The sequence below is a fragment of the Bradyrhizobium sp. NBAIM01 genome, from assembly GCF_020194115.1.
In the GTDB taxonomy this organism is placed as follows: domain Bacteria; phylum Pseudomonadota; class Alphaproteobacteria; order Rhizobiales; family Xanthobacteraceae; genus Bradyrhizobium; species Bradyrhizobium yuanmingense.
Map to the genome: position 1 here is coordinate 23,362 of NZ_JADYVU010000023.1, position 12,927 is coordinate 36,288.

Genomic DNA, 12,927 nt, shown 5'->3' on the forward strand with positions numbered 1-12,927 from the left:
GATCAGGAGCACCATCAAATGAAAGATATCGAAGACAAGGTCGCGTTCATCACGGGAGGCGCGAGTGGGATCGGGTTCGGAGTGGCCCGCGCGTTCCTGCGACATGGGGTGAAGGTCGTTATCGCGGACGTCCGTCAATCGCATCTCGATGCGGCGGCTTCCGCCCTCGATCGCTCCAACAAGAACTACCATCTGATCCGTCTGGACGTTACCGACCGCGAGTCAATGGCACGGGCCGCGACGGAGACCGAGAAGGTATTCGGCAAGGTCCACATACTCTGCAACAATGCAGGCGTATCGAGCATGGTGGCTATGGAAGACGCGAGCTTCGCGGATTGGGATTTTGTGATGAACATCAACGTCGGGGGCGTCGTCAACGGCGTCGCGACGTTCGTTCCACGGATTCGAGCGCATGGAGAAGGGGGTCACATCGTCAACACCTCCTCGATGGCCGGCATCCTCGCTCTTCCAAATCCCGGCGGTATCTACTCGACATCCAAATTCGCGGTGCGCGGCCTGACGGAGTCGTTGCGAATGGCGCTCGGACCGCACAACATCGGCGTTTCGCTTCTTTGTCCCGGCCTGGTTCGCAGCAATCTCGTCGACACGACGCTTCACCTCAACACGTCCGGTTCTGCTCAACCGGCGGTCGGCCCGTTCGCGGCCGGCGATTCGCCGTTGGATGCCGGAATGGATCCTCTCGCCGTAGGCGAACGGGTGGTCGAAGGAATCGTCGGGAACGAGCCATACATTCTTCCGCACGGCGAATTCAAAGAAGAAGTCGCAGAGTCGTTCGGAGAAATACTTCAGTCGTTCCCCACCGATCGAGATATCGATCCGAAACGGCAACAGTTCGAAGCGATGCGCCGGCAAGCGACGACGGAGGCCAAGCGCTTGGCTGCAAGCATTGGTTAGAACTTCGGTCTGGCGATTGAGGAGGGCGCCGATCTCCATTGGGCGCCCGCTCGCAGCCGAGTAATTCGAAAGACGTCGCAAGAATCGGAGGGAATCAATCCTCCGGACAAACAGCCGCTCTCAGCGCGGCCTATCAGGGAGGAGTCGATGCGAAGCGTTATCGCAGCCGCAGGGCTGTACGTGGTCTGGTCCGTTCTCGCGGCGCCGGCCGTAGCCGAAGACCAGCCCGGCATCACCGCCACCGAGATCCGCATCGGACAGACCATGCCCTATAGCGGGCCAGTGTCCGCCTTCGGCATCCTCGGCAAGGGCGAGGTCGCATATTTCAAGATGGTCAACGACCGCGGCGGCATCAACGGCCGCAAGGTCAACCTGCTCTCGCTCGACGACAGCTACGTGCCCCCAAGACCGTGGAACAGACGCGCCGGCTGGTCGAGAGCGACGACGTGTCGTTCATCTTCTCGACGATGGGGACCGCGCATAACACGGCGATCGCCAAATATCTGCAGGGCAAAAAGGTGCCCCAGCTGTTCGTCGCCTCGGGGGCCTCGAAGTTCGGCGACCCCGCGCAGTTTCCCCTCACGCTGATGGGCGTGATGGCCCCGTTCCGGAACGAGGCCCGCCTGTATGCGCGCTATGCCCTGCAGAAGAAGCCCGACGCGACCTTCGCGGTGCTGGCGCAGAACGACGATTTCGGACGCGACTACCTCGCCGGGCTCAAGGATGTGCTCGGCAGTCGCTACGAGACGGCAGTCACGGCGGCGGCCTACGAGACGACTGAGCCGACGATCGATTCCCAGATCGTGAAGCTCAAATCGACCGGTGCGGATGCGCTCGTGATCGCCGCGGCCCCGAAATTCGCTGCGCAGGCGATCCGCAAGACTTACGAGATCAATTGGCGTCCGATGATGTTCCTGACCAATGTGTCGGTATGGATGTCCTCGGTGATGGAGCCGGCCGGGCTCGACGCCGGTACGGGCATCATCTCGAGCGCCTATGTCAAGGATCCGCTCGATCCGGCATGGGCGGACGACCCCGGCGTGAAGGGGTGGCGCGACTTCATGGCCAAATACGTGCCTGACGGCGACATCCGCGATGCCAACTACGTCAACAGTTACAACAACGGCATGGCGCTGGAGCACGTGCTCAAGGCGGCGGGCAACGACCTCAGTCGCGAGAACATCCTGCGGCAGGCGCTGTCGATCAAAGATCTGGAGTTGCCGATGCTGCTGCCCGGCATCAAGGTCAACACCGGCGAGAGGGACCATCTGCCGGTCGAGCAGCTGCAGTTCATGCGCTTCACCGGCAAGCAGTGGGAGCGGTTCGGCGAGGTGCTCTCGACCAAGTAGCGTCGATATCGAACCGCATGCAATGATGTCGAGGCAGGTTGGTCCGCGGGTGTCGCCATTGCGCTGCAGCAAACGACGGGAGCGATTGTATTGAAAATCGAGGGCCATTGGGTTTTACTCCGCGGCACCGAAGCCTCGAGCCCTTGGTCTGTCGGATGCAGGCGACGTCGAATTTTGGGGTGCAGGAGACGCACGGGATCCTGAACCGCTTCCAGGCCGAATTCCGCGGCTCGAGCGAAGGGCTCGGCTGGTCGTCCGCATTTGCCTCGGTTCAGCGCGAACGGCCGTTTGAGGGGCACTTTCACGCACTGTCCGACAATCTGATGGTGCTGCATCGCGGCGGCCCGGTCGACATCACGTATGTGATGGACGGCAAGTCGGTTGCCCGGCACATCCCGCGCGGTGGCGTTTTCTTCCTGCCGGCGGGCCATGCATGCAACGTGCTCCTGCGCGCACCGCTGGAATCCACCCATATCTATCTGCGCTCCGACCTTTTCGCCGGCCCTGACGGGTCACCCGGCGTGATCGGCGGCCTTGCGCCGATGCTCGGCGATCAGGACGCTGTGCTGGAGCATCTTGCCTCGGCGATCGGTGATACCATCACCGGTGGTCTGCCGGCCTCGTCGCTCTTCGTCGATCCGATCGCGCAGGCGATCGCCAACCGTTTCGTGGCAATCAACTTCCACAAGCCGAGCGTGGAGGCCGGCAAGCATCCGAACCTGCTCAGTGCTAGGCAGATGGCACGCATTCGCGAATTCGTTGATGCCAATATCGATAGCGATATCCGCCTCGACCAGCTGGCGGAGCTGTGCGGCCGCAGCACCGAGTATTTCGTGCGGCTTTTCAAGGCGACCAGCGGCGTCTCGCCTTATCAATACGTGCTCAATTTGCGCATAGAGCGCGCCCGGGCGCTGCTTGCCGACGAGACCCTAAGTCTGGCCGAGATCGCGCTGGCTTGTGGCTTCTCCCATCAAGAGCATTTCACGCGGATGTTCCGCCGCTTTACTGGCATAACACCCGGACGATACCGACACAGCCACTAGGTTTGCTGATCGCGGCCGCGGCGGTCGAAGGCCCGATTCGGCCCTGCATTATTTTTCCGGTTTTGTGCAGATTTTCTTCGGTTTCGTGCAGGCCCGCCGCGCCAGCCCGCCCCTAGCTTCCTCCCAACAACATGAGATTGCCGGTCCGCCGGCTTGGGAGGATTGCCATGAGCATCGCGCTGGCCGATGCCGGAGGCGCGTCCGTTGCGACGGCCGGTGATGCCGGCAAGGGCGCGTTTGCCTATTGCTCGCAGCAATATCGCGTCCTGTTCGGTACCGGCACCTCGGCGCGGCTCGGCGAGGAGGCAGCGCGCCTCGGCATCAAGCGGGCATTTGTGCTGACCACAAGCGAGCAGCATGATGTGGGGCGACGGCTCGGCGTAGGCCTCGGCGACAGGCTCGCCGGACTGTTTTCCGGCGCTCGCATGCATACGCCGGTTGAAGTCACCAACGAAGCGCTTCGGATTGTGGAGTCCCGCGACATCGACGGACTGGTCGCGATTGGCGGCGGCTCGACGGTCGGGCTCGGCAAGGCGCTCTCGCTGCGCACGGGATTGCCGCATATCGCGTTGCCGACCACCTATGCCGGCTCCGAGATGACGCCGATTCTTGGCGAGACCAGCAACGGCATCAAGACCACGCAGCAATCCCAGGATCTGGTGCCTGATACCGTCATCTACGACGTCGATCTCACCGTCAGCCTGCCGCCGCACATCTCCGCCGCCAGCGGCCTGAACGCGATCGGCCACGCCGTCGAGGCGCTTTATGCGCCCGACGCCAATCCTCTGACCTCGCTGATGGCGGAAGATGGCATCGCCGCGCTCGCCCGCGCGCTGCCGCGCATCATGGTGGCGCCCGCCGATCCCGGCGCCCGTCGCGATGCGCTCTATGGCGCCTGGCTCTGCGGCGTCTGCCTCGGCGCGGTCGGCATGTCGCTGCACCACAAGCTCTGCCATGTGCTGGGCGGCATGTTCAACCTGCCGCATGCCGAAACTCACGCGATCGTGCTGCCGCACGCCGCTGCCTACAACGCCGCCGCCGCGCCTGAGGCCATGGCTCGCGTCGCGCGGGCGCTGCACAGCGCCAATGCTCCGCAGGGCCTGTTTGACCTTGCCCGGCAGCTCGCACTGCCGCGCGCGCTCGCCGACATCGGAATGCCCGAGGACGGCATCGCACGCGCCGCGGAGACGGCAGTGCGCAACCCATATGCCAACCCCAGGCCGATCGATCACGCCCCGATCGAGCAATTGATCGCGGCAGCCTGGCGCGGCGATGCGCCCGCGCAGGACTGAACCTCAGGCATCAAGGACAACACGATGGCCAATTTCATCGAGCATGACCTCACTGACGAGGTGGTTCGCAGCTTCGCCAACACGCCGAACGAGCGGCTGAAGTTCCTCATCGAGGAGACGGTGAAATCGCTGCACGATCTGGTGCGCCGCACCGAGCTCACCTTCGCCGAATGGAATCAGGCGATCGAGTTCCTGACCCGCACCGGCCAGACCTGCACGCCGCTGCGCCAGGAGTTCATCCTGCTCTCCGACGTGCTCGGCGTCTCGATGCTGGTCGACGCCGTCAATCACCGCGAGCGCGAGGGCGCGACCGAGACCACGGTGCTCGGCCCGTTCTATGTCGGCGAGCACCGCGTTACGCCGCACGGTGGCGATATCTCCGAGGGCATCGACGGTGAGGTGATGTTCGTGCAGAGCCGCGTCACCGACCTCGCCGGCAAGCCGCTCGCGAGTGCCGAGATCGACGTCTGGCATGCCGACGACGACGGATTCTACGATTCGCAGAAGGCCGATTACGCGACCCACGGTCCGTCGCTGCGCGCGCGCTTCGTCACCGATGCCGACGGCCGCTTCTCGTTCCGCACGATCTTGCCGTGCAGCTATCCGATCCCGACCGACGGCCCGGTCGGCGATCTCATCACCGCCACGCAGCGTCATCCGATGCGCCCCGCGCATGTGCACTTCCTGGTCAAGGCCGAAGGCTACGAGCCGCTGATCACCCACGTCTTCCTCGATGGCGACCAATACCTGCGCAGCGACGTGGTGTTCGGCGTCAAGGACGAGCTCATCGCGTGCGTCGAGCCGCGCAACGAAGCAGCGCTGCCGAACGGCGAGCGGGTCTCCGGCCCGTGGCACCTGATGACCTACGACTTCCAGATGAAGCCCGGCGCAGGGCTGGTGCCCCGGCCGATGATGGCCACGGAATGACGATTGCAACCGACAACACGACGAAGGAGAGAATGATGACCAGTAAACCGATCGAGACCGACGTGCTTGTCGTCGGCAGCGGCCCGGCCGGCGCGACGGCGGCGGCGCTGCTCGGCACGTACGGCGTCAAGCACATCTTGGTGACGAAATATGGCTGGCTGGCTGACACGCCGCGCGCCCACATCACCAACCAGCGTGCGATGGAGGTGCTGCGCGATCTCGGCCTCGAGGACAAGGCGGTGGCGCAGGCGGTGCCGCAGCATCTGATGGCCAACAACGTGTTCTGCGAAAGCCTTGCCGGCGAGGAGTTCGGCCGACTCTATTCCTGGGGCAATCATCCCTCGCGCAAGGCGGATTACGATCTCGCCAGCCCGACCCGGATCTGCGACCTGCCGCAGAATTTGCTCGAGCCGATCCTGATCGAGGCCGCCGGCCAGCGCGGCACTTCGCTGTGCTTCAACACCGAGTTTATCGACCTGGTGCAGGATGCCGACGGCGTCACCGCAACGGTGAAGGACCGGCTATCCGGCGAGACCTACCAGATCCGCGCGAAGTATCTGATCGGCGCCGATGGCGGCCGCAGCCGTGTTGCCGAGGTGATCGGGCTGCCGATGGAGGGGCAGATGGGCCGCGCCGGCAGCATGAACATCATCGTGCAGGCGGACTTGAGCAAATACGTCGCGCACAGGCCGAGTGTACTCTATTGGGTGCTGCAGCCGGGCGCGCAGATCGGCGGCATCGGCGCCGGCCTGATCCGCATGGTGCGGCCCTGGAACGAATGGCTGATCATCTGGGGCTACGACATCGAGCAGGGCGAGCGCAAGCTCAGCAATGACGAGGCGATCTCGATCGTGCGCAATCTCGTCGGCGACGAGACGCTGGAGGTCAAGGTTCGCTCGACCTCGACCTGGACCGTGAACGAGATGTATGCCGGCCACTATGCGGTCGGCCGCGTGTTCTGCGCCGGCGATGCCGTGCACCGCCATCCGCCGAGCAACGGCCTCGGCTCCAACACCTCGATCCAGGACTCCTATAATTTGTGCTGGAAGCTGAAGCTGGTGCTCGAGGGCCATGCGGCGCCGTCGCTGCTCGAGACCTACTCGGCCGAGCGTCAGCCGGTCGGCAAGCAGATCGTGACCCGCGCCAACAAGAGCATCGGCGAGTTCCCGCCGATCTTCGAGGCGGTGGGACTTGTCGCCTCGACCGATCCGACTGAGGCGCGCAAGGCGATCGCCGCGCGCAAGGCGCCGACCACCGAGGGCAAGGCGCGCCGCAAGAAGCTCAATGAGGCCATCGCCATCAAGAGCTACGAGTTCAACTGCCACGGCGTCGAGATGAACCAGCGCTATAGCTCGACCGCCGTGGTGTCCGACGGCACGCCGATGCCGGCCTTCAGCCGCGATCACGAACTTTATCATCAGGCCACCACTTGGCCCGGCGCGCACTTGCCGCATGTCTGGGTCGAGCATCAGGGCCAGCGCAAATCGACGCTCGATCTTGTCGGCAAGGGCCGTTTCACGCTGCTCACCGGGATCGGGGGCGATGGCTGGAAGTCGGCTTCTGCCGCAGTCGAGAAGGCCTACGGCCTGCCGGTCGATGTCGTCACCATCGGCCCGCAAGGCTGCGATGCGCTCGACATCTATGCCGATTGGTATCGCCAGAGCGAAGTCGACGAGGACGGCTGCGTGCTGGTGCGGCCCGACATGTACGTCGCCTGGCGCGCCAGAGAGGCGGCAGTGAATGCCCCCGACGTGCTGCTCGACGTGTTCGGCCAGATCCTCGGCCGTAGCGCGAAGGCGCAGGCGAAGTCCGTCGCCGCCGCGTGATGCGACGCTGCGCGGATAATGATCCAGAACGGAATGAACGGCAGCCGGCCTGAAAAACCGGCGTGCCTCAAGGGAGGGGAAAATGACCAAGGACCTATTGAACATAAAATCTTTCGATCGCCGCCGTGTGCTGCAGGGCATCGCCGGTGGGCTCGCCGCCGCAGGCTCGACGACTTTGTTTGCGCCGGCGGTGCGGGCGGCGAGCAAGCCGATCAAGATCGGTTATGTCTCGCCGAAGAGCGGTCCGCTGGCGGCCTTTGCCGAAGCTGACGACTTCGTGCTCGGCGAGTTCAGGAAGTTCATCAAGGATGGCGTCAAGGTCGGATCACAGACCTACTCGGTCGAGGTGGTGACCAAGGACAGCCAGTCAAATCCGAACCGCGCCGCTGAGGTGGCAAAAGAGCTGATCACGCGTGACAATGTCGGGCTGATCGTGGTCGGCGCCACGCCAGAGACCAACAATCCGGTAGCGACGCAGTGCGAACTCGAGCAGGTGCCGTGCATCTCCAGCGTGGCGCCGTGGCAGACCAACTTCATCGGCCGGCAGGCCAATCCGGGCGATCCCAGGAGCTGGAAGCCGTTCGAATACACCTTCCACTATTTCTGGGGGCTGGAGGACGTGATCGGCGTCTTCACCAGCATGTGGAGCCAGGTCGCGACCAACAAGTCGGTCGGCGCGCTGTTCCCCAACGATGCCGACGGCAACGCCTGGGGCGACACCACCATCGGCTTCCCGCCCGTATTGGCCAAGCAGGGTTTCAAGCTCACCGATCCCGGCCGCTTCCAGAACCTCACCGACGATTTCAGCTCGCAGATCGCGGCGTTTCGTGGTGCCGATGCCGAGATCGTCACCGGCGTGATCATCCCGCCCGACTTCACCACGTTCTGGAACCAGGCGCGACAGAAAGGGCTGAAGCCGAAAGTCGTGTCGGTCGCCAAGGCGCTGCTGTTCCCGGCGTCGGTGCAGGCGCTAGGCAAGGGCGGCAACAACATCTCAACCGAGGTGTGGTGGACGCCGACGCATCCCTACAAATCGAGCCTCAGCGGCGTCAGCGCCGCTGATCTCGCCAAGGGATACGAGCAGGCCTCCGGCAAGCAATGGACCCAGCCGATCGGCTTCGTGCATTCGCTGTTCGAGGTCGCGGTCGACGCCATCAAGCGCTCCGGCGACCCAGCGGATGGCGCGGCGCTCGCGAAGGCGATCGGCGCCACCAAGCTCGACACGATCGTGGGCCAGGTCGCCTTCGGCTCCAGCGCGGTGCCGCCATTCGCCGCGAAGAACATCGCAAAGACGCCGCTGGTCGGCGGCCAGTGGCGGCTCAGCGGCGACAAGTACAACATGGTGATCACGGACAACAAGCTGGCGCCGCAGATTCCGCTCGGCGGCGACATGCAGGCGCTGAGTTAGCGCAACCCAGCTGCTCATCGAAGGCGGAAGATGCGTGGCGTTGCTGCGCATCTCCTCTCCGCCGAAACTAGATATGGGCGACCATGCTCGAACTTCATGCCATCTCGAAACGGTTCGGCGCCATCGTCGTTGCCGAGGCGATCGACCTGACGCTGTCCTCCGGCGAGGCGCTGGGCGTGATCGGGCCGAACGGCGCCGGCAAATCGACGCTGTTCAACCTGATCACCGGGCTGCTGCGGCCTGATGCCGGCCGCATCGTTCTCGATGGCGCCGACATCACGGGTCTCTCACCCGAGGCGCGCTGTCGCGCCGGCATCGGGCGCTCGTTCCAGATCCCGCAACCTTTCGATCATCTCTCGGTGTTCGAGAACCTTGCGGTCGCCGCGCTGTTCGGCGGCGGCCTGTCGGAGGCGGATGCGATCCAGCATTGCGGCCGCATGCTCGATCTGACCGGCCTCGAAGCCAAAGCCAATCGGCTCGCGGGCAGCCTGCCGCTGCTCGATCGCAAGCGGCTCGAACTCGCGCGGGCGCTCGCCACCCGGCCGCGCACGCTGTTGCTCGACGAGATCGCGGGCGGCCTCACCGATGCCGAGTGCCACGAACTGGTCGAGACCATCCGCACCATCCATGACGAAGGCATCGGCATCATCTGGGTCGAGCACGTGGTGCATGCGCTGCTCGCGGTGGTGCAGCGGCTGGTCGTCTTGAACTTTGGCAAGGTCGTCGCCCAGGGCGCACCAGTCGAGGTGATGCGCTCGCGCGAGGTGGAGACCATCTATATGGGCGTGCCGGCATGACCGCGCTGCTCAATGTCACGGCCCTCGACGCGTTCTACGGCGACTTCCAGGCGCTGTTCGGCATCGACTTCGAGCTGAACGAGGGCGAGGCGGTCGCCGTGATCGGCGCCAACGGTGCCGGCAAGTCGACCATGCTGAAATCGCTGGCGGGGCTGGTGAAGAACCGTCCCGATGCGATCCGCCTCGAGGGACGGGGGATCGGCGATGCGTCCGCCGCCAGCATCGTCCGGCTCGGCCTCGCGCTGGTGCCGGAGGGCCGCCAGCTGTTTCCCTCGCTCAGCGTCGAGGAGAACCTCTTGATCGGCGCCTATGGCGGCGAACGCAGCACGCCGTGGGATCTCGCCGCGGTCTACCGCATGTTCCCGGTGCTGAAGGAGCGGCGGCGCGGTGCCGTCACCGCGCTGTCGGGCGGGCAGCAGCAGATGGTGGCGATCGGCCGCGCGCTGATGTCCAACCCACGGGTCCTGCTGTGCGACGAGATTAGCCTCGGCCTCGCGCCGATCGTGGTGGAGGACATCTACCGCATGCTGCCGCAGATCCGCTCTGGCGGTACCGCCGTCGTGCTGGTCGAGCAGGACATCGCCCGCGCATTGCGGGCTTCGGATCGTTTCTACTGTTTGCAGGAGGGACGGGTGACGCTGAGCGGACGGCCAAGGGATATCGATCAGGACACGATCCGCGCGGCCTATTTCGGAGCATGAGGGAGCGATGAGCGGGTTCGACACCATCATCGAAGGCGTGCTGCTCGGCGGCGTCTATGCGCTGTTCGCGCTTGGCCTGTCGCTGATCTTCGGCATCATGCGCCTGGTCAATCTGGCGCATGGCGACCTGATCCTGCTTGCCGCCTATCTGGTGCTCAGCGCCACCACCGCGCTCGGTCTGCCGCTTGCGGCCGCATCCCTGCTGGTCGTCATCACGATGTTCGTGCTCGGCTTCGTGCTGCAGCGGCTGGTGTTGGAGCGGGTGCTCGGCGACGACATCCTGCCGCCGCTGCTCGTCACCTTCGGCCTGTCGGTCGTGATCCAGAACGGACTGCTGCTCGGCTACGGCGCCGACAGCCGCCGGCTGCAGGCAGGCGCCTTCGAATCCTCGTCGGTGGCGCTCGCTCCCGGCCTCAGCGTCGGGCTGGCGCCGCTGACCGCACTGGTGACGGCGGTTGCCGCCGTCGCGCTGCTCCAGCTCATCTTTTATCGCACGTCGCTCGGCCGCGCATTCCGCGCCACTGCGGATAACCCCGCGATCGCGCAGTTGATGGGCGTCAACGAGCGCAACGTCTACGCCATCGCGGTCGGGCTGTCGCTCGCAGTGTCGGTGATCGCTGCCGTTGTGCTCGGTATCCGCGCCAGCTTTGATCCGTCGATCGGACCGGCGCGGCTGCTCTACGCATTCGAGGCGGTGATCATCGGCGGGCTCGGCAGCCTGTGGGGGACGCTGGCGGGCGGCATCGTGCTCGGGCTCGCGCAGGCGATCGGAGGGCGGATCAATCCGGAATGGCAGATCCTGGTTGGCCATCTCGCCTTCCTTGCCGTGCTGATGGTGCGGCCGCGCGGCCTGTTCCCGGCGAGGCGGACATGAGTGTCGCAAGCATCGATATCCCGGCAAGCCGCGAGCAGCGCCCGGCGGACGCGCCGGTGTGGCAGGTTCGGGTCGGCACACGGCTGTCGCGCGTCGCGGCCGTGGCCGGCATCGCGCTGATCGTCGCGCTGGCCGCGCTGCCCGCGATCGCCTCGCGCAACCTGATCCAGGATCTGATCTTCGTCTTCACCATGCTGACCTTGGCACAGCTCTGGAACGTGCTGGCCGGGTGGGGCGGGCTGGTATCCGTCGGGCAGCAGGCGTTTGTCGGGCTCGGCGCCTATGCGCTGTTTGCCGGCATCGTGATGGCCGGGCTCGATCCGGTTGCGGCGATCCCGCTGGCCGGACTGTTCGCGGCGCTGGTCGCGGCGGTGCTCGGGCCGCTGCTGTTCCGGCTGGAAGGGCCATATTTCGCGATCGGCAGCTGGGTCGCCGCCGAAGCGTTGCGGCTGATCTGCGCCCAGTTCAAGTCGCTCGGTGGTGGCACCGGGATGTCGATCTCGCCGGGCGAACTGTCGCAGATGGTCGGGCTGAAGACGGTGCAGGCGCTGCTTGGCCTGCGCCCGGCGGCCGCGCGTGACGTGCTGGTTTACTGGCTGGCGCTGCTGCTCGCCGTGCTGGTCACGCTCGGCATCTACGCCTTCATGCGCTCGCACCACGGCCTTGCGCTGGCCGCAAGCCGTGACAACGCAGCGGCGGCGCGCAGCGTCGGCGTCCGCACCGCGCTGACTCGCCATGTGCTGTGGATCGCGGTCGCGTTCGCCACCGGCATGGTCGGCGCCGTGGTTTATTTGCAGAAGGCGCGTATTTCGCCTGATGCGGCCTTCAGCGTCACCGATTGGACCGCTTATGTCATCTTCATCGTTGTGATCGGCGGGGTGCGCACCATCGAAGGTCCGATGGTCGGCGTGCTCCTGCTGTGGGGACTCGTCACCTATCTTGCCCAGTATGGCAGTCTCTATCTGGTCGTGCTCGGCACGCTCGCCATCCTGATCATGCTGTTCATGCCCAACGGCGTGTGGGGCGCGGCAGCTCGACGGTGGCAATTGCAACTGTTCCCGACCCAGCGCCGGCTCGGCCGCAGCGAGTCCGGTCCAGTGCGATTATGACCAACCTTGTGCCGGGTCGCTTCGTCCATTCAGAAGCGCCGCCAGTCCATCTTTGGCAAGGAGGCGCTCTGGCGTCCATGCGCCTTTGCAGTTGGATGTTTCGCTGTAAGCCATTGATCTCCAATGATCGGATATTGGCTCAGTTGGAAATTCTCTTGAGAAATCAAGGCCAGGAGCGTGTCTCTTAATCAGCGGGTCCCAGGTTCGAGCCCTGGTGCGCCCACCAAGCTTTTCAAAGACTTGGCCAGACCTCGCGCAGAACGGACGTTTCGGTTGGAAGCTTGGCTTGATCGACCCTCTCTGTGGTCGAGACTAAGTCACACACCCGTTTGGCTCTGTCCCTCACTGCACATTCGCAGCATGAGATACAGCGCGAGGGTCGCGCAGTACAGGCGGATTACATGAGCGTCGTAGATTAGGACACTCTGGCGAGGAAAACGGACGTGCTCGAGCGGCTCTGCGTAATCGGCAAGAGCGCAGACGGTGCGATGAATAACTCGTTCGATCGAGAAGCTGCGGGACAGCCGATGAGCGCCAGCGTTCTGTCGATCTCTTCGAAAAGGATAGCCAGGGCCTTGGATGCCACAGCCCCTTGCGGCAAATCCGTAGAGGAAGGATCGACCTAGCAGCACCGCTTTGGCGCATAACTAGGAGCGGGGCCGCGGCCTGCCTCGACCAGTCGTCCG

At 64.7% G+C, this 12,927-nt stretch carries 10 protein-coding genes and 1 pseudogene; all 11 read left to right on the forward strand.

The genetic code is table 11. The annotated features are described in order from the left end of the window. Positions 1-18: 18 nt before the first annotated feature. The 11 genes and pseudogenes from I6F31_RS34825 (at position 19) to I6F31_RS34875 (ending at position 12,241) form a co-directional block, all read left to right on the forward strand. Entirely contained in the window at positions 19-915 is an 897-nt protein-coding gene (locus tag I6F31_RS34825) for an SDR family NAD(P)-dependent oxidoreductase (protein ID WP_225148563.1), read from the forward strand. 147 nt (positions 916-1,062) lie between these two features. Next, positions 1,063-2,264: pseudogene (locus I6F31_RS34830) on the forward strand (ABC transporter substrate-binding protein). 155 nt (positions 2,265-2,419) lie between these two features. After that, positions 2,420-3,307, forward strand: coding sequence for an AraC family transcriptional regulator (locus tag I6F31_RS34835; RefSeq protein WP_225186924.1), 888 nt, complete (start codon positions 2,420-2,422; stop codon positions 3,305-3,307). 167 nt (positions 3,308-3,474) lie between these two features. Further along, positions 3,475-4,599 carry a maleylacetate reductase gene (locus tag I6F31_RS34840; protein WP_225186925.1) on the forward strand — a complete coding sequence of 375 codons (1,125 nt, stop codon included), beginning with the start codon at positions 3,475-3,477 and terminating at the stop codon, positions 4,597-4,599. Positions 4,600-4,623: 24 nt separating this feature from the next. Next, complete coding sequence (locus tag I6F31_RS34845; RefSeq protein ID WP_225186926.1) at positions 4,624-5,526, forward strand: intradiol ring-cleavage dioxygenase; 903 nt, start codon at positions 4,624-4,626, stop codon at positions 5,524-5,526. A 32-nt stretch (positions 5,527-5,558) separates the two neighbouring features. Beyond that, positions 5,559-7,352, forward strand: coding sequence for an FAD-dependent monooxygenase (locus I6F31_RS34850; RefSeq protein ID WP_225186927.1), 1,794 nt, complete (start codon positions 5,559-5,561; stop codon positions 7,350-7,352). An 82-nt stretch (positions 7,353-7,434) separates the two neighbouring features. After that, a complete protein-coding gene (locus tag I6F31_RS34855; RefSeq protein ID WP_225133284.1) occupies positions 7,435-8,760 on the forward strand; it encodes an ABC transporter substrate-binding protein in 1,326 nt (441 codons plus the stop codon). 83 nt (positions 8,761-8,843) lie between these two features. After that, a complete protein-coding gene (locus I6F31_RS34860; RefSeq protein ID WP_225186928.1) occupies positions 8,844-9,557 on the forward strand; it encodes an ABC transporter ATP-binding protein in 714 nt (237 codons plus the stop codon). Further along, complete coding sequence (locus tag I6F31_RS34865; RefSeq protein WP_225133282.1) at positions 9,554-10,258, forward strand: ABC transporter ATP-binding protein; 705 nt, start codon at positions 9,554-9,556, stop codon at positions 10,256-10,258. Before I6F31_RS34860 ends, I6F31_RS34865 begins: the two co-directional genes overlap by 4 nt. Before the next feature lie 7 nt (positions 10,259-10,265). Further along, positions 10,266-11,132, forward strand: coding sequence for a branched-chain amino acid ABC transporter permease (locus I6F31_RS34870; RefSeq protein WP_225186929.1), 867 nt, complete (start codon positions 10,266-10,268; stop codon positions 11,130-11,132). Then, a complete protein-coding gene (locus I6F31_RS34875; protein WP_225186930.1) occupies positions 11,129-12,241 on the forward strand; it encodes a branched-chain amino acid ABC transporter permease in 1,113 nt (370 codons plus the stop codon). Before I6F31_RS34870 ends, I6F31_RS34875 begins: the two co-directional genes overlap by 4 nt. Positions 12,242-12,927 lie beyond the last annotated feature (686 nt).